Source organism: Paramicrobacterium salitolerans (assembly GCF_051513965.1).
Classification (GTDB): domain Bacteria; phylum Actinomycetota; class Actinomycetes; order Actinomycetales; family Microbacteriaceae; genus Paramicrobacterium.
Map to the genome: position 1 here is coordinate 1,959,366 of NZ_CP195847.1, position 24,637 is coordinate 1,984,002.

Here is a 24,637-nt window from a genome sequence, read left to right on the forward strand (position 1 = left end):
CGGAAAGTCATTCGTCCGTTCGTCTCGAAGGAGCACAATGCCGTCCCTGTCCGCACGCATCGCCCAGACTCTCGCCGCCCACGTCACCGACGTCTTCGGAGTGATGGGCAACGGCAACGCCCACATGCTGAACGCACTCGCCGACACTGATGTGCGCTACACCGCCGTGCGCCACGAGGTCGGCACCGTCGCGGCCGCCGACACGTACTTCCGCCTCACCGGACGCCTCGCGGTCGCGACCACGACCTACGGCCCGGGCTTCACGAACACGATCACCGCCCTTGCGGAGGCCGTGAAGGCGCGCACACCGCTGCTCCTCGTCACCGGGGCTGCGCCGAGCACGGGTCTTCGCCCGTGGGACGTCGATCAGAGTGCGCTGTGCGCCGCCGTCGATGCGCCCGTCTTCACCGCTGCTCCCGACACGGCGGTCGAAACGACGCGCGCAGCTCTTGAGCACGCGCTCGCTCATCGTACGGCGGTCGTCCTCGCAATTCCCTACGACCTCGCGGGCGCAGAGGCGACGGATGCCGAGGCGCAGCCCAACGCTCCGCTCGACCTCCCCGGCTTGGTCGAACCCGACCTCGCCGCGCTCGACCAGGCAGCCGCGGTACTGCGCGACGCCAAACGGCCCCTTCTTCTCGCCGGTCACGGCGCGTGGCTGGCCGGTGCGGGAGACGCGATGCGCGCCCTCGCGGAGCGGACCGGTGCCGTCACAGCCGCGTCAGCTCTCGGCCGCGGCCAGTTCGACGCGCGCTACGACCTCGGTGTCGCAGGCGGGTTCGGACAGGATGCCGCGATGGAGCTCGCTTCCACCGCGGACGTCGTTCTCGTGGTCGGTGCCAGTCTGAACCAGTTCACCATGCGCTTCGGCGCCCTCGTCTCGGACGAGGCGACGCTCGTTCAGATCGACATCGCCGAGAAGGCGACGAACCCGCGCGTCGACGTGTTCGTGCACGGCGATGCTCGACGCGCGGTCGAGGGTCTCGATGCACGTCTCGCGAATGCGTCGTCGTCCGGATGGCGCGAGAGCATCACAGCGTTCGGCGACGGCACCCTCTTCGAGCGCGCGGCCGGCGACGCCGCGGCATCCGACGGTCTTCTCGACCCACGCACGCTCACGGCGCGCCTCGACGAGCTGCTTCCGGACGATCGCCTCGTCGTCACCGACGGCGGACACTTCCTGGGCTGGGTCAACACGTATCTCTCCGGTCTCAATGCGGGGCGCTTCGCAATGGTCGGCACGCCTTTCCAGTCGATCGGACTGGGGATGCCGTGCATGGCCGGTGCCGGTGTCGCAAAGCCCGACGAGTTCACCGTTCTGTGCACCGGAGACGGCGGCGGCCTCATGTCCCTCGCCGATCTCGAGACCGCGGTCCGCACGGTGAAGCGCGGCGCCATCATCGTCTACAACGACGCCGCCTACGGTGCCGAGATCCACCTATACGGTCTTGCGGGCTTCGCCACAGGCCCGATGATGATTCCCGCCGTCGACTTCGCCGGGCTCGCTCGCTCGGTCGGCGCCACCGGTCTCACGGTCTCGAGTCTCGAGGATCTCGCAGAGTTCGAACGCTGGCTCGACTCGGGCGACGACGGAGTCATGCTTCTCGACTGCCGCATCTCACAGGCCTACCGGGCGCCGTATCAGGAGGAGATCATCGCGCAGAACAGTGCGCTGTTCGACTCCGCGCGGGTCTGACGCATCGCGTCGCTATTTCTCGTTCGCCGCGCTCTGCGTGGGCGGTAAGTCCACAGACGTTGACAAGAAACTCAAGACAGCGCAGATAACACTTTTCCGACAGTCGCAACGGTCAAGTTCTGTGCACTGAGAGACAAGACATCCTGTAGAGATACACGGGAAGGATGCTCGCAGAATCCGCTGATCGTATACGATCGTCCCAGAGCCATCGACAACGAAGTGGAGCCAACGTGCTAGAGCACTCAGACATCGTCTCCATCGCCGACGAACTGGCCGAAGCAGAGAGATCGCGCACGACGATCCCCCTCCTCACGGCGCGTTACGACGGCATGACCATCGACGATTCGTACGCCGTCCAAGGCGTCTGGAAGCAGCGCGGAATCGAGGCGGGCAGGCGCCTCGTCGGGCGCAAGATCGGCCTGACCTCGAAGGTCATGCAGCAGGCGACCGGCATCACCGAGCCCGACTACGGCGTCATCTTCGACGACATGGTTTACGAGAACGGGCAGGTCATCGAGTTCGACCGCTTCTCGAACGTCCGCATCGAGGTCGAGTTGGCCTTCGTGCTCGGCGACGCGCTCGAGGGGCCGAACTGCTCGCTGTTCGACGTTCTGCGCGCAACCGAGTACGTCGTGCCCGCGCTCGAGGTGCTCAGCTCGCGCATCGAGATGAAGGGTCGCACGATCGTCGACACGATCTCCGACAATGCCGCCATGGGCGCTATGGTGCTCGGCGGCCGACCCGTCGCTGTCGACGCGGTCGACCTGCGTTGGGTCTCCGCCCTCCTCTACCGCAACGAGACCATCGAGGAGTCGGGCGTCGCCGCCGCGGTGCTGAATCACCCGGCATCCGGTGTCGCCTGGCTCGCGAACAAGTTCGCGCACCACGGAGACCGTCTCGAAGCGGGAGAGATCATCCTCGCCGGCTCGTTCACCCGCCCGATGTGGGTGGAGCGCGGCGACACCGTCCACGCCGACTATGGAGAGCTGGGAGCCATCACATGCCGATTCGCCTAGAGCTGCCGCCATCGTTTCGTGACCGCATCGCCGAGAGCGAGCGTGCGCTCGTCGGAATGTGGATCAGCAGCGGAAACACCCTGAACGCCGAGATCTGCGCGGGCGCAGGCCTCGACTGGCTCCTGATCGACGGTGAGCACAGCCACAACACGCTGGAGACGCTGCTCGCTCAGCTGCAGGTCGTCGCCGCCTACCCGTCCACACCGGTCGTCCGCGTCCCCGTCTGCGACACCGTGGTCATCAAGCAGTATCTCGACATCGGTGCGCAGAATCTGCTGGTCCCCATGGTGAACACAGCGGCGGATGCCGCCGCGGCGGTCGCCGCCGTCCGCTACCCGCCGCGGGGCAAGCGCGGCGTCGGAAGCTCTCTGGCCCGCGCAGCACGTTGGAACAGGGTCGACGGGTACCTTGCCGCGGCTGAGGACACCGTCTCGCTGTATGTGCAGATCGAGACCGCCGAGGCCGTCGCCAACGCGCGCGAGATCGCCGCCGTCGACGGAATCGACGGCGTCTTCATCGGACCGGCGGATCTCGCGGCATCCATGGGATATCTGGGCCAGCAGTCCCACCCGGATGTCGTCGCCGCCGTGGAATCGACGATCGCAGCGATGCGCGAGATGGGAGTGCCGGTCGGCGTGAACGCCTTCGCTCCGGAGGCCGCACGCAACTACCTCGACAAGGGGGTCTCGTTCATTCTCGTCGCCGCGGACGTCGCGCTGCTGGCACGCGCGACAGAGCAGCTCGCCGACACCTGGCTCGGCCCCGACGGGACCTCCGATCGCGAAAGCTACTGACCTCACCGCCTCTTGGCCCGAGCCGAAAGATTGTATATGATTTGGAATACGACAATCCGCGACGAAGGGAGATCGTCATGCAGCACGATGTAACCGCACCCAAGATCATCGCCGTGCATCTGAGCTACCGCTCCCGCGCCGAGCAGCGCGGACGCGTGCCCTCCCACCCGTCTTACTTCTTCAAGCCCGCGTCGTCACTCGCCGCGACGGGTAGCACGATCGAGCGCCCTCTCGGCACCGAACTGCTCGCCTTCGAGGGCGAGATCGCGCTCATCATCGGGCGAGACATCCGCCGTGTCTCCCCCGACGAAGCGTGGGCCGCCGTCTCCGGCGTGACCGCGGCGAACGATTTCGGCCTCTACGACTTCCGCGCCGCCGACAAGGGCTCGAACGTCCGCTCGAAGGGCGGCGACGGCTACACGCCGCTCGGGCCTGACACGATTCCCGCCGATCGGATCGACCCGAGCGCGCTGCGCATCCGCACGTGGGTGAACGGCGAGCTCGCTCAGAACGACACGACAGAGGACCTGCTGTTCTCCTTCGGCCAGATCATCGCGGATCTTTCGCAGATGATGACCCTCCACACGGGCGACATCATCCTCACGGGCACTCCGGCGGGCTCCTCCGTGGTCGCCCCCGGCGACACGGTCGAAGTCGAAGTGGATGCCCCGAACGCGGAGGGCTCCCCCACGACGGGCCGTCTCACGACGACCGTGATCGAAGGTTCGACCCCATTCAGCGAGGTCGGTGCGAAGCCGAAGGCGACGGATGCCCAGCGCGAGGCCGCGTGGGGAAGCCGCGAAGCCGCAGGCCTCACCCCCGTACTCACGGACGAGCTGCGCGAGAAGCTCGGCTCGGTCGGCACCGCGACGCTCTCCTCGCAGCTGCGCAAGCGCGGTCTCAACAACGTCTCGATCGACGGTGTCTCCGGAGCCAACCCGGGAACCCGTCTCGTCGGCCGTGCTCGCACCCTGCGCTACATTCCGAACCGCGAAGACCTCTTCTCGAGCCACGGCGGCGGCTACAACGCGCAGAAGCGCATCGTCGACTCGCTCGAGGCCGGCGATGTGCTCGTCATGGAGGCGCGCGGCGATTCGACGACGGGGACCCTCGGCGACGTCATCGCCCTGCGCGCCCAGCAGCTCGGAGCGGCGGGAGTGGTCACCGACGGCGGCGTCCGCGACATTGCTGAGGTGCGCCGCATCGGGCTGCCGACCTTCCACAACGGCGCGCACCCGGCCGTGCTCGGCCGCAAGCATGTGCCGTGGGACACCGATGTGACGATCGCCTGCGGCGGAGCATCCGTGCAGCCCGGCGACATCGTCGTCGGCGACGAAGACGGCGTCATCGTGATTCCGCCGGCCTTCGCGGTCGAGGTCGCCGACGCAGCGATCGAGCAGGAGAAGCAGGAGGAGTTCATCGCGGAGATGGTCTCATCCGGCGAGCGCATCGAAGGGCTGTTCCCCATGAACGACGATTGGAAGGAACGGTACCGAGCATGGCTCTCACAGCAGTGACCGATGATTCGTCACCGACTCTGAGCAAATCCGAGCGGGCCTACCGCTGGATCCGCCAGCGCATCGAGGACGGGCGCTATGTTCCGGGCTACCGCCTGGTTCTCGGTCAGATCGCCGGTGAACTCGACGTCAGCGTCGTACCGGTCCGCGAGGCGATCCGTCGCCTCGAGGCCGAGGGCCTCGTCACCTTCGAGCGCAACGTGGGCGCGCAGGTCGCCATGATCGAGACGACCGAGTACGTCCACACCATGGAGACCCTCGCGATCATCGAGGGCGCGGCGACGCGTCTCACAGCGCACCTCGTGACGCCGGAGCGCATCGAGAAGGCACGTTCGATCAACCAGGACATGGTCGCGAGTCTGGACGACTTCAACCCGCACCGCTTCACCGAGCTCAACCGCGAGTTCCACTCGGTGCTGTACCACGACTGCCCCAACCCGCACATCCTCGACCTTGTGTACCGGGGATGGAACCGCCTGCACGTCCTGCGGGACTCCACTTTCAGCTTCGTTCCCGGTCGTGCCCGCGAGTCCGTGAACGAACACGAGCAGATCCTGCAGCTCATCGAGTCAGGCGCCGACCTTCTCGACATCGAGCTCGCGGCCCGAAACCACCGCCTCGCAACGCTCGAGGCGTTCCAGTCGTATGAGGCGGCCCACAAGCCGTCCCATCTGTCCTAGCCGAAGGAGGCAACACCATGGCACACCACGTACCAGAGAATCTGCCGTCGACCATCAAGCACTACATCGACGGTGAGTTCGTCGACAGCCAGTCAGGCGAGACGTTCGGCGTTCTGAACCCGGTCACGAACGAGGACTACGCTGTCGCGGCATCCGGTCAGAAAGAAGACATCGACCGCGCCGTCGCCGCTGCGAAGGAGGCGTTCGACAACGGACCGTGGCCGCGGATGCTGCCACGCGAGCGCTCCCGAATTCTGCACCGCATCGCCGACACCGTCGAGTCGCGCGGCGACCGTCTCGCGGAGCTCGAATCGTTCGACTCGGGCCTGCCCATCACGCAGGCGCTCGGACAGGCACGGCGCGCGGCGGAGAACTTCCGCTTCTTCGCCGACCTGATCGTTGCCCAGGCCGATGACGCGTTCAAGGTCCCCGGCAAGCAGATCAACTACGTCAACCGCAAGCCGATCGGCGTCGCGGGCCTCATCACTCCGTGGAACACTCCCTTCATGCTGGAGTCGTGGAAGCTCGGCCCCGCACTTGCAACGGGTAACACTGTCGTACTGAAGCCCGCCGAGTTCACGCCGCTCTCCGCATCGCTCTGGGCGGGAATCTTCGAGGAGGCGGGGCTGCCGAAGGGGGTCTTCAACCTCGTCAACGGGTTCGGCGAGAGCGCCGGAGACGCTCTGGTGAAGCATCCCGATGTGCCCCTCATCTCATTCACGGGTGAGAGCAAGACCGGCCAGCTGATCTTCGCGAACGCGGCTCCGTACCTCAAGGGGCTGTCCATGGAGCTCGGCGGCAAGTCGCCGGCGATCGTGTTCGAGGATGCCGACATCGACCTTGCGATCGACGCGTGCATCTTCGGCGTGTTCTCCCTCAACGGCGAGCGCTGCACAGCGGGAAGCCGCATTCTGGTTCAGCGCTCCATCTACGACGACTTCGTCGAGCGGTACGCCGCCCAGGCGAAGCGTGTGCGGGTCGGGCATCCTCATGACCCGGAGACTGAGGTCGGCGCACTCGTGCACCCCGAGCACTACGAGAAGGTGATGAGCTACGTCGAGCTCGGAAAGACCGAGGGACGCCTCGTCGCCGGCGGCGGGCGCCCCGAAGGCTTCGACACCGGCAACTACGTCGCGCCCACAGTGTTCGCTGACGTGAAGCCGGACGCTCGGATCTTCCAAGAGGAGATCTTCGGCCCCGTCGTGGCGATCACGCCGTTCGACGACGAAGACGAGGCGCTCGCACTCGCGAACAACACGCGGTACGGTCTCGCCGCCTACGTGTGGACGAACGACCTCAAGCGGGGGCACAACTTCGCGCAGGCGGTTGAGGCCGGCATGGTGTGGCTGAACTCCAACAACGTGCGTGACCTGCGCACGCCGTTCGGCGGTGTGAAGGCCTCGGGTCTCGGCCACGAGGGCGGCTACCGCTCGATCGACTTCTACACCGACCAGCAGAGCGTGCACATCACGCTCGGCGAGCCCCACAACCCGACATTCGGAAAGAACTAGTGATGCTCGTGCTTCGGTGCGGCCCCGACCGCACCGAAGCACGAGACTGAGCATTGTGATGCAAGGACGCTGACATGACCAATCGTGAAGATATGACCCTCACCTCTTCAGGCTTCTATGTGAGCCAGGAGGCCCCGATCACCACGGACAACCCGATCCCCACTCCGACCGTGGCGCCGCCGGACATCCTCCGCTGTGCCTACATGGAGCTCGTCGTCACGGACCTCGCCGCGTCGCGGGAGTTCTACGTCGATGTTCTCGGGCTCTACGTCACTGAAGACACCGAGGACGCCGTCTACCTGCGCTCGACCGAGGAGTTCATCCACCACAACCTGGTCCTCCGGCAGGGGGACGTGGCGGCGGTCGCGGCGTTCTCGTACCGCGTTCGCTCACCTGAGGAGCTGGACCGTGCCGAAGAGTACTACCGCCAGCTCGGCTGCGACGTGCGCCGCGCTCCGGAGGGATTCACCAAGGGCATCGGCGATTCCGTCCGCGTGGTCGACCCGCTGGGCTTCCCCTACGAGTTCTTCTACGACGTGACGCACGTGGAGCGGCTCTCCTGGCGCTACGACCTGCACCACACGGGCGAGCTCGTCCGGCTGGATCACTTCAATCAGGTGACGCCGGATGTTCCGCGCGCGGTGAAGTTCATGCAGGATCTCGGCTTCCGTGTAACGGAGGACATCCAAGACGAAGAGGGCACCGTGTACGCGGCGTGGATGCGGCGGAAGCCGACCGTCCACGACACCGCGATGACCGGGGGCGACGGGCCGCGCATGCACCACGTCGCGTTCTCCACGCATGAGAAGCACAACATTCTCGCGATCTGCGACAAGCTCGGTGCGCTGCGCCGCTCTGACGCGATCGAACGCGGACCCGGTCGCCACGGCGTCTCGAACGCGTTCTACCTCTACCTGCGGGACCCGGACGGTCACCGCGTGGAGATCTACACCCAGGACTACTACACCGGCGACCCGGACAACCCGGTGGTCACGTGGGACGTTCACGACAACCAGCGCCGCGACTGGTGGGGCAACCCCGTCGTGCCGAGCTGGTACACGGATGCCTCGCTCGTGCTCGATCTCGACGGAAACCCGCAGCCTGTGCACGCCCGCACCGACGCGAGCGAAATGGCTGTGACGGTTGGCGCGGACGGCTTCTCCTACACTCGCAAGGGCGACGAGGAGAAGGGCTTCAAGCTGGGCAACACGCTCTAAGCTGAACGGCGCCGAATGGGGCGGTGGATGCTGCGGCATCCACCGCCCCTTCCGCTCATCAGTAAGCGACTCACCGTAGGCGACACGCAAAACGGGCGACACACGCACGCCCCTCCTTCGGGGGCTATGCCCACCGAAGATCACGGTATATCGTCTCGTTTCGGAGGCTTCTCGTGACACAACACCCACGATCCAAGCAGCATCAAGTCAGTCGACGCTCGGTTCTGAACGCTGGAGCCTGGTCTGTTCCCGTGATCGCGGTCGCTGCCGCTACGCCAGCAGCCGCGGCATCCATCTCCCCTGACTGGAGCGCTTCAGAGTGGTTCAGCAGGTATCGCACGGACAAACAGCTACTCACGGTGAGCTTCGCAGTCGACCAGCCTCAGGACGAACTGGACGGCTACTACTACTCGTATTCACTCACCTTCGCATCCGCTCCGCAGGCTCCAGCGACCTGGACACCCGACATCCCGACAACCATTCCATATGACGAGCAAAAGACGATTGTCGACTCATACGGGCCGTGGCCATCCGGCCTTCCCGATCCCGCAACGATGGACGGGCAGACCCTGAATATAACTGTCACGGTGACAAAGCCGGGAGAAATCCCGATCGTTCTTACAGGTTCGGATTCGTTCAGGTACTGGGACAACGACTGAGACGAGGAATCGTCGCGATGGACCCGCACAGACCACCATCGTCACGAACCCATCGGATGCTCGCGCGCGTCACGTCAGCACAGCAAAACGGGCGGCACACGCACGCCCCACTGGCATGTGCCACCCGTTGCCTGTCGCGATTCACTCGCGGGGAGGAGGTCCGGAACCGTCCGGCCAAGGCGCTGCTCCGGCCCACCTCCTCACGCGTGAAGCGAGAGTGACCGCGGCGCGCGCACTGTGTCCCCCGCGCGCGCCGCGGTGGTCTTTCTACTCGTTCTTCAGGCGGTAGCGGAGAGCCTCAAGCTCAGCCCGCAGCGCCGCCGGAACCTTCGATCCGAAGTCGGCGAAGAATTCCTCCGTGAGGTCTGCCTCCTCGAGCCAGCCGTGCCGGTCGATCGAGAACAGCTCCTCGAGGTCCTCCGCTGGGACATCGATGCCGCTGAGGTCGATGTCGTCGACGTGAGGCAGACGCCCAATGGGAGTGGTCTCTGCCGACGCCATTCCCGTGAGACGTGCGGCGATCCACTCGAGCACACGCGAGTTCTCGCCGAATCCGGGCCACAGGAAGCGACCGTCGTCACCCTTGCGGAACCAGTTCACCTGGTAGATGCGCGGCGCCCGGTCGAAGCGAAGCTTGTTGCCGATCGAGAGCCAGTGCGCCCAGTGGTCGGCCATGTTGTAGCCGCAGAACGGACGCATCGCGAAGGGGTCGCGGCGCAGCTCGCCGACGGTGCCCTCAGCGGCGGCCGTGCGCTCGCTCGAGATCGTCGCGCCCATGAAGACACCGTGGCTCCAGTCGGAAGCCTCGACGACGAGCGGTACGTTCGTCGCACGGCGCCCGCCGAACAGGATGGCGTCGATGGGAACGCCACCGTCGGCCTCCCAGTCGGCCGCCATCTGCGGGCACTGAGCCGCCGCGACCGTGAATCGCGAGTTCGGGTGGGCGGCGGGACGTCCGCTTTCAGGCGTCCAGTCGTTGCCCTCCCAGTCGATCAGGTGATCCGGTGGGGTGTCCGTGAGGCCCTCCCACCAGACGTCGCCGTCGTCGCGCAGAGCAACGTTGGTGAAGATCGTGTTGCCCCACAGCGTCTCAACCGCGGTCACGTTGGTGGATTCGCCCGTCCCCGGGGCGACGCCGAAGAAGCCGGCTTCGGGGTTGATCGCCCACAGCCGCCCGTCCTCTCCGGGACGCAACCACGCGATGTCATCGCCGATCGTCTCGACCTTCCAGCCGGGAATGGTGGGACGCAGCATCGCGAGGTTCGTCTTGCCGCACGCTGACGGGAACGCCGCGGCGACGTGGAAGGCACGCCCCTCGGGGTCCGTCACTCGGATGAGCAGCATATGCTCGGCGAGCCAGCCCTCGTCACGCGCCATCACACTCGCGATGCGGAGTGCGAAGCACTTCTTGCCCAGCAGCGCGTTTCCGCCGTAGCCCGAGCCGTACGACCAGATCTCCCGCGATTCGGGGAACTGCACGATGTACTTCTCGTCGTTGCACGGCCACGCGACGTCTTCTTCACCCGGCTGCAGCGGAGCGCCGACCGAGTGGTGCGCCTTGATCCACGGCGCGCCGTCCTTGATGAGCTCGAGCACCTGGTCGCCCATGCGGGTCATGATGCCCATGGAGACGACGGCGTACGCCGAGTCGGTCACCTGCACGCCGAGCTGCGAGAGCGGACCCCCGACGGGACCCATGGAGAAGGGGACGACGTACATCGTGCGACCGCGCATGCTCCCTGTGAACACCCGGGTCAGCGTCTCGCGCATCTCGTTCGGCTCGGCCCAGTTGTTCGTGGGACCGGCATCCTCTTCGCTCTCGCTCGCAATGAACGTGCGAGCTTCGACCCGGGCGACGTCCGAGGGCGTCGAGCGCGCGAGATAGCTGTTGGGCCGCCATTCAGGATTGAGTTTGATGAGCTTGCCCTCAGCGACCATCTGCTTGGTCAGGCGGTCGAACTCGGCACGGGAGCCATCGCACCAGACGACGTCGTCCGGCTGAGCGAGTGCCGCGATCTCGTCGACCCACTGAGTGAGGGCCTCAAGGCCGGATGCCGCAGACTGCTCCGTCTGCGCACCGGCCTTGGTTTCTTCGCGCTCACTCTCGACGTTTCTCTGTGTGATGAGGTCCGCGAGTGACATCTGTGCCTCCGAAGCATTGTCAAGATTATGTCTAACATCCACTTTGCGGCATGCTTCTCACCTAATACAGCCCATTTGATTGTCAAGAATGCTGATTCTTTTTGTATTGTTGATTCATGGTCACTTCGAGCGACATCGCGACACTCGGTCATCGGATCCGTCACTTCCGCACACGCGCGGGCCTCACTCTCGATGCCCTCGGTGCGAAGGTCGATGTGACTGGCAGCCAGCTCTCCCTCATCGAGAACGGCAAGCGCGAGCCGAAGCTCTCGCTGCTGAACGCCATCGCCGAGGCGGTCGGCATTCCCCTGACGGAGTTGCTGACGCGAGAGCCGCCGTCGAAGCGGGCCGCTCTCGAGCTCGAGCTCATGGAAGCCCAGAGCGGCCCCCTCTACTCGACGCTGGGCCTACCGACCGTGCGCCCGTCGCGCGGCATGAGCGACGACGTTCTCGAGGCGGTCGTCGGCCTGCACCGCGAGCTGCAGCGCCGCGCAACGGAGGCGATCGCCACGCCCGAAGAGGCCCGCCGCGCCAACACGGAGCTGCGCACCTGGATGCGCGAGCGAGACAACTATCTGCCCGAGATCGAGAAGGTCGCCGAAGAGCGGGTGACAGCCGCAGGCCACGCGACGGGTGCCCTCACTCACCGCACCGTCGGCATCATGGCCGAGCAGCTGGGCTTCGAGCTCATCTACGTCAACGACCTCCCAAGCTCAGCACGGTCGATCACGGATCTGCAGAACGGCCGGATCTATCTGCCGCCTGCATCGATCCCGGGCGGCCACGGCCTCCGCTCGATGGCGTTGCAGGCGATGGCGCACCGCATCCTCGGACATCGTGTGCCGACCAGTTACGCGCAGTTTCTCCGACAGCGCCTCGAGATCAACTACTTCGCCGCGTGCTGCCTCATTCCGCAGACGCGGGCGGTGAACTTCCTCACGCAGGCGAAGAAGGACCGCAACCTCGCGGTCGAGGACTTCCGCGACGCCTTCGGAGTGACGCACGAGGCCGCGGGGCTCCGACTCACGAACCTCGCTACCTCGCAGCTCGACATGCGTCTGCACTTTCTGCGCGTGACCGACGAGGGGATGCTGCAGAAGGGCTACGAGAACGACGGGCTCCCCCTCCCCACCGATGTGACCGGATCGATCGAGGGGCAGCGCGTGTGCCGGAAGTGGAGCGCTCGTTCCGCCTTCGCGCGGCGGAACCGCACCACGGAGCAGTATCAGTACACGGACACCCCTGCGGGCACGTTCTGGTGCTCGACGCAGACCGGAACCACCGCTGCGGGCGAGTTCTCGATCTCTGTGGGCGTGCCGTTCGACGAGGCCAAGTGGTTCCGCGGACGCGAGACGCAGAACCGCGCGGAATCGCAGTGCCCCGACGAGTCATGCTGCCAGCGGCCACCCGAGCACCTCGAGTCGAAGTGGCGCGAGCAGTCGTGGCCGAGCGCGCGACTGCACACTCAGGTGCTCGCGCCTCTCCCCTCCGGACGGTTCCCCGGGGTCGACGACAACGAGGTGTACGCGTTTCTGGAGCGTCACGCCGGAACAGAGTGAACACGAACAGAGGGATGCCCCGCACGCGATTGCGGGGCATCCCTCTGCTCTGTCTGACCGAGAGCCGTGCTCAGCGAAAACGCCGCCCCTCGTCACGCCGGTAGAGAACCAGGGCGAGCGCGGCCGTCACGACGAGCCAGGCGATGAGTCCCAGCCACACCCATGGTTCGAGGGCGCCTCCCTGCGTGGCCCAGATGACGAGCTCGCGTGCCTGCCTCGATGGGAAGAACTTAGAGAGAGTGTTCAGCCAGTCCGCGAACATCTCGGGCGGGAGGAAGAGCCCGCCGGCGAATGCGAAGCCGAACATGATGACCTGCACGACGGCGATGGCTGCCTTCGAGGGCATCGCGTAGCCGACGGCGACGCCGATCAGCATGAACGGCAGCGCAGAGGTAGCGAGGGCCACGAAGCCGAGCAGCACGCGCCCGAGCGGCGCCTCGGCCGCCGTGAAGATCCCACCGATGATCAGCACGGGCACGACCGCGGCGAGCCCCATGAGGCCGATCGAGAGCACGTACGAGATCACTCGCGCGACGCCAGGGACCGGGAGTGTGCGCACATATGGATCCCAGGGCTTCTCTCGGTCTTCGGAGATGCTGATGCCGAAGCTGAACAGCGAGTTCGCCATGACGGCGAAGACGCTGAGCGAGATGACCGCCTGTGTGGCGAACAGTGGGTCCTGGGCGACGTAGGGCTGCGGCACGACGAAGAACAGCAGCGCGAGCGCGGGGAACACCATCGTGCCGATCACCGCGATCGGAATGCGGAACGTCTCGATGAGTGAGTACTTGGTGTGGACGCCGGCGAGGCGAAGAGTGATGTTGGACATTGCAGCCTCCTCAGGCAGGTGTCTTCTCGGTGAGCGCGAGGAACGCCTCCTCGAGCGTCGCACCGCGGACCGATAGGTCGGAGAACGGGATGCCTCGTTGCACGAGCGCCGTGATCACGGCGTCTCCGTCGTGCACGAAGTACGTGTGAGAGCCGTCGGCCTCGTACTCGTGTCGCACGACGCCGGGCAGCATCGCCACGGCATCCGGCTGGGGCGTTGAGAGCCGCAGCATCCGCCCGGCAACCTGCCCGACGATGGCGTGCAGAGAGTCATCGGCGATGACACGACCCTCGTCCATCACGATGACGCGCTCGGCGAGCGCCTCGATCTCTTCGAGGTAGTGGCTCGTGACGACGACGGTCGCACCGCGCTCGTGCTGGCGGCGCACAGCCTGCCAGAGCACGTGTCGCGCGTCGACGTCAAGCCCTGTGGTCGGTTCGTCGAGCAACACGAGTCTCGGATGCCCCACGAAGGCGAGCGCTACCGACAGCCGCCTCTTCTGCCCGCCCGACAGCGCTCCAGACTGCCTGCCGAGCATCTTCTCGAGCCCGAACTCTGCCGCGATCTCATCGACCGGCATCGGGTTCTCGAAGTGCGCGCCGACGAAGCGAATGATCTCGCCCACCTTCAGCGCCTCTGGCAGCGCGGTCTCTTGCGGCGTACTGCCGAGATTCGCGCGAACTCGAAAATCGGAGGGCGACCCGCCGAGCAGGGTGACGCTGCCGCTCGTCGGGCGCCGCAACCCTTGAAGGAGCGAGAGCAGCGTCGTCTTTCCGGCGCCGTTGGGGCCGAGCAGCCCGACGATGCGGCCTGCCTCGATGTCGAGGGTGACATCGTCGAGGGCGGTCACGTCGCCGAAGCGTCGCGTGACGTTCTCGAAGTGAGCGAGCGTTGTCATGGTGTTCCTCCCAGGAGTCCTCGAAGGGACTCGGTGTAGTCCTCGAAGCGTCGTCGCCCGAGGGTGGTGAGTGCGATGTAGGTGACGGGCGAGCGCCCCTCGATCGTCTTGTCGACCGAGACGTACTCGGCGTCCTCGAGCTTGCGCAGGTGCGTCGAGAGGTTTCCCGCAGTCATCTCGAGAATCTGCTGCAGACGAGGGAAGGTGATTGCCTCCGCTGAGCCGAGCGTCGCGAGCGCGGCGCAGATGCGCAGTCGCGCCTGCGCGTGGATGACGGGGTCGAGATCAGCCACGGCCCTCAGCACCCCGCACGCGTCGCTTGAGACCCGCGTTGTACGTGGCGACGGCGACGGCGAAGCCGATGAAGACGAGCCCGCCGCTGATCGCGAGGAACAGGTAGTTGCCCGGCGTTCCGAAGTACGGCGCGACGGCGGCGATGATGACGAGCCAGATGCCGATGCCGAGCGCTGACTTCATCCGCCAAACGGCTGCGGTGACGGCCATCATGACGCCGGTCATGAGCACGAAGCCCGACGAAAAGTAGAACTGGGTGATCGTCTCGCTCATCCCCTGCGACATGAGTGCCATACCGAAGAGCCACACGCCAATCATGGAAATTGACCACGTGCACCCGTAGGCAGCGCCGGCGAAGGCATCCTCCTTGGTCGTCCGCACGCCCCGCCCGGTGCGGATGCCCGCGGTCACTGACACGATGACGGCGATGCCGACAACGACGCCGAGCGTTATGAAGCCTGCCGCCCGTGGAATTGCGAAGGCCGGTTTCAGCCCGTCGATGAGCCAGACGGCGAGAAAGCCGATGGTCCAGGCCACGCCCCACGTCGCTGTGACGATCCACGCGATGCTCGAGAACTGCGAGGCGACGCTCTTCTGCTGGTCTTGAACCAGACGCAACATCGCCGCCGGGTCGAGAGCGCGTTCGTCGTCGCGTGGAGTCTCATCGTTCATGTTCATAGTTACTTTGTAACACAAAGTACTTTGTCTAATCAAGAGATCTGCGGGTGCCTCAGAGAGAAGGCCCGGCGCAAAACCGGGCCTTCTCTCTGCAGTCTCGCGAGGTCGGAGCGACCTACTCGGCCGACACCTCGCCCGATGTCGTGAGCGTCGCACCGTGAACCCCCATCTCGTTCAGCGCCGCGACGCTCGTCTCCTCCGCGACTCCCGCGACGAGGTCGGTCAGCACTGTCACGTGCATGCCGGAGTCGATGGCGTCGAGCACCGAGGCGCGAACACAGTAATCGGTGGCGATGCCGACGGCGTCGATCTCGGTCACCCCAGCCTCGGTGAGCGCTTCGAGCAGCGTGCGGCCGTCGTCGGTGGTGCCCTCGAACGCGGAGTAGGCGGGAACGCCTTGACCCTTGCGAATGTGCGTATTCACGGTCGAGGTGTCGAAGGCAGGATGGTACTCGGCGCCTGGGGTGTCGGCCACGCAGTGCACAGGCCAGGTGGTGACGAAGTCGGGTTCGTCGCTGTCCGGTGCGAAGTGCCCGCCATTGTCATCGGTCGCGTTGTGCCAGTCGCGCGAGGCCACGATCGTGTCGTAGCGTCCCGGCGCGACGGAGAGCCATCGCGTGACGTTCCGAGCGACGTCCGCGCCGCCCTGCACGCCGAGCGCCCCGCCCTCGGTGAAGTCGTTCTGCACATCGATGATCATCAGTGCCCGTGCCACAGTGCCTCCATCAGGTGTTCGACAGGTCGTTGCCACAACGGTAGAACGCCGCGGCCAAGACGTCGACCGCGTGCGACGTAACATGCGGAATCGGCGGGTCCCCGAGTGCGTAGATCGAGAAGACGAGCGTCGTGCCGTCCTTCGCATCGATGACGCCCGAGAGCGTGTACGCGCTCTGAATCCAGCCGGTCTTCGCGCGGATGTGACCCACGGCATCGGCGGCGTCTCCGTAGAATCGGCTGTCGTAGCGCAGAGTTCCGGTCTCCCCCGCGACCGGCAGGCCCGTGAGGAGCGCAGGCATGTCGATGTCGCCCTCGACGACATCGCGCAGCAGCCGGGTGAAGTAGACGTTGGGCACCGCGTTGTCTGCGCTCAGTCCGGAGCCATCGACGATCGTGAGGTCGTCAGTGGGGATGCCGAGAGGCTCAAGAGCTGCCGTAAGACCGGCATCGAGCGCCTCGAACGTATTGCCGGTGCCCTCCTCGATCGCGACGAGACGTGCGAGAGTCTCGGCGATCATGTTGTCGCTGTACAGCAACATGTACTCGACGAGGCTCGACAGCGGCGCGGACGAGACGTGCGCGAGCTCCTCGGCATCCTCGGGAGCGGTTCCGACCTCAGTCGTCGCGCCCGGGAAGTACGTGGCGAATGCATCTCCGGCCCGATCGATCGGGTCGTCTCCGCGCGGCGAGTACTCGTTCGTCGGATAGAACCGATCGGCATCCACCTGCAGTGCCGTCACATGCGACTGGTATCCCTCGCGCATGCCCTTGGTGTCCCATGCGGGCAGCCAGGTCTCACCGCCGAACAGGCTGCTGTCGAGCACGATGCGCGAGATGGGCTCGGTGTGCCCCGCATCCGACCACGCCTTCTTCGTGCGCTTCGCCAGCTCGTCAAGGTGCGCGGCGCCCTCGTACACGGACTCCTGTCCGGTGGGCAGCCGCGTGAGCGTCATGTCTCCGGAGCCGACGAGCACGATCGTTCCCGGCTCGCTGCCCTCGACCACGGGCGTGTCGATGCGGTGGTCCGCGCCGAAGGTCTCCAGCGCCGCAGCACCCGTGATGAGCTTCAGGTTGCTGGCCGTGCGTGCCGGCTTGGTCGAGTTGCGGTCGTAGAGCACTTCACCCGTCTCGGCGTTGACGACTCGAGCCTGCAGCGTGTGCAGAAGCGGGTCGGATGCCTGTTCGGCGACCGAACACTGGCGGATGCCGCTCGCGGGAACCGGCTCGTCGGCGACGGGCCGCGGGTCGACCGTGGGGGTGGGCGTCGGCGTCGCCGTGACGGTGCCCGCGGCACTCGGAGCGGTTGTCGCCGCACCCGCGGCGACGGCGCCCGTGCCGAGCAGCGCCCCGACCACGACGATCGTCGCCCAGAGCAGACGAGGGCGTGACGAAGGCGTGGCGGAGCGGCGAGACATCACAGAGATGATACCGCCAGACTGCTCAGAGCTCGCTGGGGTACACCACTCCGATCTGGCGCCTGATCTCGTCGAGCACGCCCATGATCGCGACGGACTCCTCGGGTGGGAGGATGCTTCCCGAGAGCTGTTCGGCGGCCACGAGGCGCTCCAGCTCGAGCGCCTGATAGTGCATGCCGCGACCAGTGACGTCTGCGGCGAACTCCTCGAGAATCTCCTCGTCGGAGGAGACCACGCGGAACGTCGTCGGGGTGTACCAGACCCGGTCGATATCGATGCGGGCGCGCGTGCCGATGATGCTCGCCGTGTTCGGGCCGGCACCGCGGATCGAACTGAACGTCGACGCCATGCGGCCGTCGTCGTAGTTCAGAACGGCCTGCACCTGTTCGTCGACGCCGGTCTCGCCCAGCTGCGCCCTGGCGTCGACGGAATCCGGCAGCCCCAGCACGTCGATCGCGAACGACACAGGGTAGATGCCAAGGTCGAGCAGCGCGCCGCCGCCGAGCGCCGGATTGTTGATGCGGTGCTCGGGTTCGAAGTCGAGCAGCTGCGTGTGATCGGCGAGGACCGTGACAACATCGCCGAGAACCCCCTCGTCGAGGATCTCGCGGATCCGGCGCATGTGCGGGAGGAAGCGCGTCCACATCGCCTCGAGCACCACGCGACCGCGGCGCTCCGCGAGGTCGGCCACCTCGCGGGCTTCGTCCTCGTTGAGCGTGAACGCCTTCTCGACGAGCACGTGCTTACCGGCATCCAGTGCGAGCTTCGCATGCCCCGCGTGCATCGCGTGCGGCGAGGCGACGTAGACGACATCCACGTCGGGATCGGTGACGAGACCCTCATAGCTTCCGTGTGCACGCGGGATCTCGAAGGCGTCGGCGAAAGCCTGAGCGCGCTCGAGCTGGCGGGAGCCGACCGCGGTGACGGTGAACCCGTTCAGAACGAGGTCGTTGGTGAAGGCGCGTGCGATTCCGCCGGGTCCGAGAATTCCCCAGCGCAGGGCGTGAGTGGTCGTCATGACCTCAGCTTATGGCGTCGCGCGGTACTCCACGCCCCACGTGACGCTCCACCTCTCTCCTGGCGCGAGCCAGGTGAGTCCGTCGCCGCTGTTGAAGGCGTTCGCCGGCATGGTCATCGGCTCGATGGCGAGCGACCGTGTACCGTCATCGCGGATGCGGTCGGAGGTGTAGAACTGCGCCCACGCGAAGTGCTCGTCTCCCCACACGGTGACCGCGCGCCCGTCGTCGGCGGCGAGGCGGTGCTCGTATCTGCCCGCGTCCGAGCGCGTCATGTCGGTGTAGGCGTCGTCGAGCGAGAGGTCCGCAACGCGATGCCCGGCCCGCAGATCTTTGCTCGCCGGCACGGGCGCCGTACCCGTGGGGTTCATGCGCTCGTCGACCTCGATCACCGTGTCTCCCGTGCTCGTGACCGTGAGCTCGTCGGTGTCCACCTCGCCGATGCGGTAGTAGCCGTGCGTGCCCACGCCGATCGGCGCCGCCTCGGTTCCGTGGTTGACGAGCGTGTGCGTCACCTCGAGGCCGCTGTCGGTCAGCTCGAAGGCGATGCTCGTCGCGAGGCTGAACGGGTAGCCACGCTGAGGGTGGATGTCAGCAGTCAGAACGACCCGCGACGAGCCGCTCTCGCCTAGCCGATAGGCCTGGCTCCGCAGCAGGCCGTGGCTCGCGTTGTGGAACTTCGGCTCGGTCAGATCGAGCTGCTGCACGGTGTCGCCCAGCGTCCAGCGTCCGTCACGCACGCGATTCGGCCATGGCACGAGCATCCCGCCCTGTGTCGAGCGGGGCGCCCCGCTCTCGGGAAACGTCTCGATCACCTGCACTCCGTCGAGCACGAGCTCGCGGAGTGTGGCGCCGACTTCGGTGACGGTGCACCTGCTCGAGCCGCGCGTGATCGTGAACTGCTCGCCGGTCGGATTCCAGACTTCGTCGCTCATGCGGCCCAGTCTAGGGGCGCAGCTCTCCGCTCACTTCGATGCACGGAACCTTCGGAGCCGCAGGCTGTTGCCGACGACGAACACGCTGGAGAACGCCATCGCGGCACCCGCGAGCATGGGAGCGAGGAAGCCGAATGCGGCGAGCGGGATCGCCGCGACGTTGTAGGCGAACGCCCAGAACAGGTTGCCCTTGATCGTGCTCAGGGTGCGGCGCGACAGGCGAATCGCATCGGCGGCGCTCTGCAGGTCCCCACGAACGAGCGTGATGTCTGCGGCCTCGATCGCGACGTCTGTTCCCGTGCCCATCGCGAGACCCAGGTCGGCCTGCGCGAGGGCTGCGGCGTCGTTCACACCGTCGCCGACCATCGCGACGACGCGGCCGCGCTCCTGCAGCTGACGCACGACGTCGACCTTGTCGCTCGGCATGACCTCGGCTCGGACTTCGCGGATGCCGACTTCGGCGGCGATCTTCTCTGCGACCGCCCGGTTGTCTCCCGTGAGCAGCACCGTGTCGAGTCCGAGCGCACCCAGACGCGCCACTGCTGCGGCACTCGTCGGCTTCAGCTCGTCCGCAATCACGATTGCGCCGCGCACGGCGCCGTCCCAACCGACCGTCACAATGGTGCTTCCCGTCGCCTCAGCGGAGCGCTTCGCGACAGAGACCGCGTCGCTGCTCGCGAACCCGAGCGTCTCGAAGAGGCTGTCACGCCCGACCGCGACATCGCGCCCCTCCACGACGCCACGGACGCCGAGTCCCTCGTGGGAGGCGAAGCCGGTCACGTCGGGGACGCTGCCCGCGGCGCGCACGATCGCTCGTGCGATCGGGTGTTCTGATCCGTTCTCCACGGCGGCGGCGATGCGCAGCAGCTCGTCGCGGCTGACGCCCTCGGCGACGACGGCATCCGCCACCGCCATGACACCGGAGGTCACGGTGCCGGTCTTGTCGAGCACGACGGTGTCGACACAACGGGCCGACTCGAGAACCTCGGGCCCCTTGATCAGGATGCCCAGCTGTGCACCGCGGCCGGTGCCCACGAGCAGCGCGGTCGGAGTCGCGAGTCCCAGTGCGCACGGACACGCGATGATCAGCACGGCCACGGCCGCGGTGAACGCGGCGGCAGCGCCCTGCCCTGCGACGAACCAACCGGCGAGCGTGACGATCGCGATGACGAGCACGATCGGCACGAAAACACTCGAGACGCGGTCTGCGAGCCGCTGCACCTCGGCCTTGCCCGACTGCGCCTCTTCGACGAGCTTCGCCATCTGCGCGAGCTGCGTGTCATCGCCCACACGCGCGGCGCGCACGATCAGACGACCGGAGGTGTTGATGGTCGCTCCCGTGACGGCATCCCCTTCGCCCACCTCGACGGGAACGGACTCGCCCGTGAGCATCGACTCGTCGATCGCGGAGCTGCCGGACACAATCACGCCGTCCGTCGCGATCTTCTCGCCGGGGCGAACGATGAACTCGTCCCCCACCGCCAGGTCGGAGATCGGGATGCGTCCCTCCACACCATCGCGAACGATCGACACCTCTTTGGCACCCATATCGAGAAGGGCTCGCAGAGCTGCACCGGCGCGGCGCTTCGAACGCTTCTCGGCGTAGCGCCCCGCGAGAAGAAACATCGTGACCCCCGCGGCGACCTCGAGGTAGATGTTGCCGGCCGCATCGCTGCGCGTGATGGCTAACGAGAACTCGTGGGTCATGCCGGGAATGCCCGCCGTGCCGAAGAAGAGCGCCCAGAGCGACCAGGCGAAGGCCGCGAGAGTTCCCATCGAGACGAGGGTGTCCATCGTCGCGGCGCCGTGCCGCAGGTTGATGGCCGCGGCCCGGTGGAACGGCCACCCGGCCCACACGACGACGGGGGCCGTGAGGGCAAGTGACGCCCACTGCCAGTACGTGAACTGCAGCGCGGGAATCATCGAGATGAGAATGACGGGAACCGAGAGCACGATCGAGCCGATCAGCCGCTGCCGCAGGGCGATGAGCTCGTGGTCAGGAGCCTCCCCGGCATCCTCTGCCTCGGGCTCGGGAGCGGGAAGCTCGGCGCCGTAGCCGGTCTTCTCGATCTGCTCGATCAGCAGCTGAGGGTCATACCCGTCCGGAACGGTGACGCGCGCCTTCTCGGTGGCGTAGTTGACGCTCGCTTCGACGCCGTCGAGCCGGTTCAGCTTCTTCTCGATGCGCATCGCACACGACGCGCAGGTCATGCCCGAGACGTCGAGATCGATCGTGCTCTGCTGTGCCGCTGGTGAGGTCACGGTCCCTTCTTTCCTGTCATTCGGATGCTACGGCATTCCATCGTCGTTACCCATACCCCCTAAGGGTATATCAGAAATGAGGGTGATGCACCGAGAAGCCGAACCACAGTGGGCCGCACCACACCGTCACAGCACGCAAAAAGCGGGGCCGATCAGCTATTTCTAACTGATCGGCCCCGCTTTTCGATCTGAGCCGCCTGTCGGAATCGAACCGACGACCTATTCATTACGAGTGAATCGCTCTGCCGACTGAGCTAAGGCGGCGTGACACACGTTTCAGGTGCGCACAGCTATCAATAATACATGGTCTGCCGAGTGCTTTTGACCACTTTCGCGTTCAGGCGGCGCGTGCGCCGGAACTCCGCGCGCGCTCGGGCAGCACGATCACAACGATGCAGAGCGCGATGAGCCCCATGCCGATCCAACCGGCGAGTGTGAATATCTCCCCCACGACGACGACCGCGAGAATCGCCGCCACGACGGGCTCGGCGAGAGACACTGTGGTCGCCGTGCTCGACGCGACCCGCCAGAGCCCCGCCCCGAACAGCAGATATCCCGCGAACATCGGCACGAGCGCCATGTACACGGCCACACCTGCGTTGAGGGGCGAGTGCAGAATGGGTGCACCTGTCACGATCATGACGGGAACCAGCAGGATGCCGCCGAGGCCGAAAGCTCCGCCCATCGCCGCCGACCGGGAGACCCCGGCTCGCATCATGCGCGTCGCGGCGTAGGTGTAGCCCGCGTAGGTGGCTCCGGCAACGACGCCGAGAAGGATGCCGATGACCGGCGCGCTCCCCGGGGCATCCCCTCGTGTGGCGACGAGCAGGACCGCCCCGACGATGCCGAGCATCACTCCAAGCGCCCACCGCGACCGCAGGGGCGCTCGATCGATCACGCGCTCCAGCACGGCCGACACGATGGGAGCGGATCCGATCGACACGATGGTTCCGACGGCGACGCCTGCGAAGCGCATCGAGCTGTAGAACGCGAGCGGATACACGGCCACCGCGAGGCCGCCGAGCAGAAGCACCCACCGGCACCGCCACAGGCCGACCCGCTCAGTGCGCAGCGCGCGTGCGGCCACCGCAGCCTGCAGCAGCCCGCCGATGCCCATGGCGAAAGACCCGACCGCGAGCGGCCCGACCTGAGGTGCGAAGCTCGCGGCTGTTCCCGTCGTCCCCCAGAGCACCGACGCTGCGAGAACGTACAGCACCCCCGCGGGCGACGAGGCTACGAGCACTGAGGATCGTCGTCGGGAACGGTGCCCTTGATGAGGTATTCGTCCACGACGTCATTCACACACTGAGACCCCTTATTGTATGCCGTGTGCCCCTCGCCTTCGTACGTGACGAGGAAGCCCGAGTCGAGCTGCTCGGCAAGGGACTCCGCCCACTCATACGGCGTTGCGGGGTCACCGGTCGTGCCAACGACCATGATCGGGTCGGCGCCTTCTGCGTGGATTTCCTCACGGTCGGCGCCGTCAGTGAACGGCCAGTTCGCGCATCCGATGTCGCCGTAGGTCATGAACTTGCCGAAGACCGGTGCGGCCTTCTCGATCTCCTTGGCTTCCTTCGCCATGGACTCCGGGTCGTCGTCGTACGTGTAGTCGAGGCAGTTGTACGCCATGAACGCCTCGGTCTGATTGTCTTTGTACTTACCGGACTCGGTGCGGCCGTTGTACTGGTCTGCGAAGAAGAACGCGTAGTCGCTGTTGCCCTTCATGACGTCGGCGAACATCTGGTTGAGGTAGTCCCAGCTGTTCGGCGAGTACAGCGGCATGATGATCGCCGTGAGGAGCGTGCTCGATCCCAGCATCCGACCATCGTCGCCCTTGATCGGCGACTTGTCGACAGAGTCGAGCAGATCGATGACGGTCTCACGAGCGTCATCGACGCTCCCCGTGAACGCGCATTCGCTGTTGTTGTCGATGCAGTCCTCCAGGAACGCCGACAGGGCGTCCTCGAAGCCGACGGCCTGAGTCTTGGAGACCTCGAAGTTGCTGACCGACGGGTCGAGCGCGCCGTCGAGAACGAGTCGGCCGACCTTGTCGGGGAACAGCTTGGCGTAGGTGGCTCCGAGGAAGGTGCCGTACGAGTAGCCGAGGTAGTAGAGCTCGTCATCGCCGAGAACGGCGCGCAGCAGGTCGAGGTCCTTCGCGGACTGCACCGTGTTGACGAACTCGAGCATCGGCCCGGTGTTGTCGAGGCAGGCCTGACCGAAATCGGTCGCGGAGGTCGTCATCTCGTCGATCCACTCCTCGCTTCCGACGTCGGTGTTCTTCGGCAGACCGTAGAGGTATTCGTCCATCTGCTCGTCGTCGTAGCAGGTCACCGCGGTTGAACGCCCGACACCGCGCGGGTCGAAGCCGACGATATCGAAGTTGTCTTTCAGCTCGGTGTCGACGGCGTAGTCGAGGCTCTCGGCGACGAAGTCGTAGCCGGAACCGCCAGGCCCGCCGGGGTTCACAAGCAGCGAGCCGATCGGGTCTCCCTTGGCCTCCTTGCGGATGAGCGCGAGTTCGATCTCGCCGGCCTCGGGGTCGTCCCAGTTCATCGGGGCGCGTGCGGTCGCGCACTCGAACCCGGACGGGCAGTCGTCGGACGACCAGTCGAGCTCCTGCGCGTAGAACTCATCGGCGGATGTGCCCGTCGTCGTCGGCTGAGGCTTGGATGTGTGCCCGCCGTCGGCATCGCCGTCCTTCGGCGGGATGAAGGCGGTGAAGCATCCGCTGAGGGGCACTACGACGGCAGCCGCCAGCACCGCCATCGCCAAGCGCCGAGTTCGTGTGTTCTTCATCGT

The 24,637-nt window shown here is 66.1% G+C and carries 21 protein-coding genes and 1 tRNA gene; 9 read left to right on the top strand and 13 right to left on the bottom strand.

All coding sequences use genetic code 11. The features are described from left to right. Positions 1-37: 37 nt before the first annotated feature. From ACSAGD_RS09385 to ACSAGD_RS09420, 8 genes are all read left to right on the top strand, one after another. Positions 38-1,696: a thiamine pyrophosphate-binding protein gene (locus ACSAGD_RS09385; protein WP_437582463.1), complete on the top strand. Its 1,659-nt coding sequence runs from the start codon at positions 38-40 to the stop codon at positions 1,694-1,696. A gap of 230 nt (positions 1,697-1,926) precedes the next feature. Continuing rightward, positions 1,927-2,712, top strand: coding sequence for a 2-oxo-hept-4-ene-1,7-dioate hydratase (gene hpaH, locus ACSAGD_RS09390; RefSeq protein ID WP_437582464.1), 786 nt, complete (start codon positions 1,927-1,929; stop codon positions 2,710-2,712). Beyond that, positions 2,697-3,506, top strand: a complete 810-nt coding sequence (locus ACSAGD_RS09395) for an HpcH/HpaI aldolase family protein (RefSeq protein ID WP_437582465.1) — start codon at positions 2,697-2,699, stop codon at positions 3,504-3,506. The genes hpaH and ACSAGD_RS09395 overlap by 16 nt, the downstream gene beginning before the upstream one ends. Positions 3,507-3,583: 77 nt before the next feature. Continuing rightward, complete coding sequence (locus ACSAGD_RS09400; RefSeq protein WP_437582466.1) at positions 3,584-5,023, top strand: fumarylacetoacetate hydrolase family protein; 1,440 nt, start codon at positions 3,584-3,586, stop codon at positions 5,021-5,023. Beyond that, positions 5,005-5,703: a GntR family transcriptional regulator gene (locus ACSAGD_RS09405; RefSeq protein WP_437582467.1), complete on the top strand. Its 699-nt coding sequence runs from the start codon at positions 5,005-5,007 to the stop codon at positions 5,701-5,703. The genes ACSAGD_RS09400 and ACSAGD_RS09405 overlap by 19 nt, the downstream gene beginning before the upstream one ends. Positions 5,704-5,720: 17 nt before the next feature. After that, positions 5,721-7,214, top strand: coding sequence for a 5-carboxymethyl-2-hydroxymuconate semialdehyde dehydrogenase (gene hpaE, locus ACSAGD_RS09410; RefSeq protein ID WP_437582468.1), 1,494 nt, complete (start codon positions 5,721-5,723; stop codon positions 7,212-7,214). 74 nt (positions 7,215-7,288) lie between these two features. After that, complete coding sequence (hpaD, locus tag ACSAGD_RS09415) at positions 7,289-8,431, top strand: 3,4-dihydroxyphenylacetate 2,3-dioxygenase (protein ID WP_437582469.1); 1,143 nt, start codon at positions 7,289-7,291, stop codon at positions 8,429-8,431. A 173-nt stretch (positions 8,432-8,604) separates the two neighbouring features. Then, positions 8,605-9,090, top strand: a complete 486-nt coding sequence (locus ACSAGD_RS09420; RefSeq protein ID WP_437582470.1) for a hypothetical protein — start codon at positions 8,605-8,607, stop codon at positions 9,088-9,090. Positions 9,091-9,357: 267 nt separating this feature from the next. Here the strand turns inward: ACSAGD_RS09420 and ACSAGD_RS09425 are convergent, their stop codons facing one another. After that, entirely contained in the window at positions 9,358-11,232 is a 1,875-nt protein-coding gene (locus ACSAGD_RS09425; protein ID WP_437582471.1) for a phosphoenolpyruvate carboxykinase (GTP), read from the bottom strand. A 116-nt stretch (positions 11,233-11,348) separates the two neighbouring features. Between ACSAGD_RS09425 and ACSAGD_RS09430 the strand changes: the two genes are divergently transcribed. Continuing rightward, entirely contained in the window at positions 11,349-12,791 is a 1,443-nt protein-coding gene (locus tag ACSAGD_RS09430) for a helix-turn-helix domain-containing protein (RefSeq protein WP_437582472.1), read from the top strand. 70 nt (positions 12,792-12,861) lie between these two features. On the opposite strand, the gene ACSAGD_RS09435 is transcribed toward ACSAGD_RS09430, so the two are convergent. The 12 genes from ACSAGD_RS09435 to ACSAGD_RS09490 all read right to left on the bottom strand — a co-directional run bounded on the left by ACSAGD_RS09435 (position 12,862) and on the right by ACSAGD_RS09490 (position 24,634). Beyond that, positions 12,862-13,620, bottom strand: coding sequence for an ABC transporter permease (locus tag ACSAGD_RS09435; RefSeq protein WP_437582473.1), 759 nt, complete (start codon positions 13,618-13,620; stop codon positions 12,862-12,864). 10 nt (positions 13,621-13,630) lie between these two features. After that, positions 13,631-14,518: an ABC transporter ATP-binding protein gene (locus ACSAGD_RS09440; RefSeq protein ID WP_437582474.1), complete on the bottom strand. Its 888-nt coding sequence runs from the start codon at positions 14,516-14,518 to the stop codon at positions 13,631-13,633. Beyond that, positions 14,515-14,811, bottom strand: coding sequence for a transcriptional regulator (locus ACSAGD_RS09445; RefSeq protein ID WP_437582475.1), 297 nt, complete (start codon positions 14,809-14,811; stop codon positions 14,515-14,517). Before ACSAGD_RS09445 ends, ACSAGD_RS09440 begins: the two co-directional genes overlap by 4 nt. Beyond that, positions 14,804-15,490 (bottom strand): hypothetical protein, encoded by a 687-nt coding sequence (locus ACSAGD_RS09450; protein ID WP_437582476.1) that lies wholly within the window; start codon positions 15,488-15,490, stop codon positions 14,804-14,806. Before ACSAGD_RS09450 ends, ACSAGD_RS09445 begins: the two co-directional genes overlap by 8 nt. Positions 15,491-15,605: 115 nt before the next feature. Further along, a complete protein-coding gene (locus ACSAGD_RS09455) occupies positions 15,606-16,205 on the bottom strand; it encodes an isochorismatase family protein (protein ID WP_437582477.1) in 600 nt (199 codons plus the stop codon). Between the two features lie 10 nt (positions 16,206-16,215). Further along, complete coding sequence (dacB, locus tag ACSAGD_RS09460; RefSeq protein WP_437582478.1) at positions 16,216-17,622, bottom strand: D-alanyl-D-alanine carboxypeptidase/D-alanyl-D-alanine endopeptidase; 1,407 nt, start codon at positions 17,620-17,622, stop codon at positions 16,216-16,218. A gap of 25 nt (positions 17,623-17,647) precedes the next feature. Further along, positions 17,648-18,640, bottom strand: coding sequence for a Gfo/Idh/MocA family protein (locus ACSAGD_RS09465; protein ID WP_437582479.1), 993 nt, complete (start codon positions 18,638-18,640; stop codon positions 17,648-17,650). Positions 18,641-18,649: 9 nt separating this feature from the next. Beyond that, entirely contained in the window at positions 18,650-19,573 is a 924-nt protein-coding gene (locus ACSAGD_RS09470; RefSeq protein ID WP_437582480.1) for an aldose 1-epimerase family protein, read from the bottom strand. A gap of 30 nt (positions 19,574-19,603) precedes the next feature. After that, positions 19,604-21,784 carry a heavy metal translocating P-type ATPase gene (locus ACSAGD_RS09475; protein ID WP_437585151.1) on the bottom strand — a complete coding sequence of 727 codons (2,181 nt, stop codon included), beginning with the start codon at positions 21,782-21,784 and terminating at the stop codon, positions 19,604-19,606. A 242-nt stretch (positions 21,785-22,026) separates the two neighbouring features. Continuing rightward, a tRNA-Thr gene (locus ACSAGD_RS09480) sits at positions 22,027-22,099 on the bottom strand. A 73-nt stretch (positions 22,100-22,172) separates the two neighbouring features. Beyond that, the gene (locus tag ACSAGD_RS09485) at positions 22,173-23,078 is read right to left on the bottom strand and encodes a DMT family transporter (RefSeq protein ID WP_437582481.1); all 906 of its coding nucleotides are present in this window, start codon (positions 23,076-23,078) and stop codon (positions 22,173-22,175) included. Then, entirely contained in the window at positions 23,069-24,634 is a 1,566-nt protein-coding gene (locus tag ACSAGD_RS09490) for an alpha/beta hydrolase (protein WP_437582482.1), read from the bottom strand. Before ACSAGD_RS09490 ends, ACSAGD_RS09485 begins: the two co-directional genes overlap by 10 nt. Positions 24,635-24,637 lie beyond the last annotated feature (3 nt).

What these genes read in the sequence shown, in the direction of transcription:
- ACSAGD_RS09385 (WP_437582463.1), top strand. Translation starts at nt 38, where the DNA reads ATGCCGTCCCTGTCCGCACGCATCGCCCAGACTCTCGCCGCCCACGTC.
- ACSAGD_RS09395 (WP_437582465.1), top strand. Translation starts at nt 2,697, where the DNA reads ATGCCGATTCGCCTAGAGCTGCCGCCATCGTTTCGTGACCGCATCGCC.
- ACSAGD_RS09400 (WP_437582466.1), top strand. Translation starts at nt 3,584, where the DNA reads ATGCAGCACGATGTAACCGCACCCAAGATCATCGCCGTGCATCTGAGC.
- ACSAGD_RS09405 (WP_437582467.1), top strand. Translation starts at nt 5,005, where the DNA reads ATGGCTCTCACAGCAGTGACCGATGATTCGTCACCGACTCTGAGCAAA.
- hpaE (WP_437582468.1), top strand. Translation starts at nt 5,721, where the DNA reads ATGGCACACCACGTACCAGAGAATCTGCCGTCGACCATCAAGCACTAC.
- hpaD (WP_437582469.1), top strand. Translation starts at nt 7,289, where the DNA reads ATGACCAATCGTGAAGATATGACCCTCACCTCTTCAGGCTTCTATGTG.
- ACSAGD_RS09425 (WP_437582471.1), bottom strand. Translation starts at nt 11,232, where the DNA reads ATGTCACTCGCGGACCTCATCACACAGAGAAACGTCGAGAGTGAGCGC.
- ACSAGD_RS09430 (WP_437582472.1), top strand. Translation starts at nt 11,349, where the DNA reads ATGGTCACTTCGAGCGACATCGCGACACTCGGTCATCGGATCCGTCAC.
- ACSAGD_RS09435 (WP_437582473.1), bottom strand. Translation starts at nt 13,620, where the DNA reads ATGTCCAACATCACTCTTCGCCTCGCCGGCGTCCACACCAAGTACTCA.
- ACSAGD_RS09440 (WP_437582474.1), bottom strand. Translation starts at nt 14,518, where the DNA reads ATGACAACGCTCGCTCACTTCGAGAACGTCACGCGACGCTTCGGCGAC.
- ACSAGD_RS09450 (WP_437582476.1), bottom strand. Translation starts at nt 15,490, where the DNA reads ATGAACATGAACGATGAGACTCCACGCGACGACGAACGCGCTCTCGAC.
- dacB (WP_437582478.1), bottom strand. Translation starts at nt 17,622, where the DNA reads ATGTCTCGCCGCTCCGCCACGCCTTCGTCACGCCCTCGTCTGCTCTGG.
- ACSAGD_RS09465 (WP_437582479.1), bottom strand. Translation starts at nt 18,640, where the DNA reads ATGACGACCACTCACGCCCTGCGCTGGGGAATTCTCGGACCCGGCGGA.
- ACSAGD_RS09470 (WP_437582480.1), bottom strand. Translation starts at nt 19,573, where the DNA reads ATGAGCGACGAAGTCTGGAATCCGACCGGCGAGCAGTTCACGATCACG.
- ACSAGD_RS09475 (WP_437585151.1), bottom strand. Translation starts at nt 21,784, where the DNA reads ATGACCTGCGCGTCGTGTGCGATGCGCATCGAGAAGAAGCTGAACCGG.
- ACSAGD_RS09490 (WP_437582482.1), bottom strand. Translation starts at nt 24,634, where the DNA reads ATGAAGAACACACGAACTCGGCGCTTGGCGATGGCGGTGCTGGCGGCT.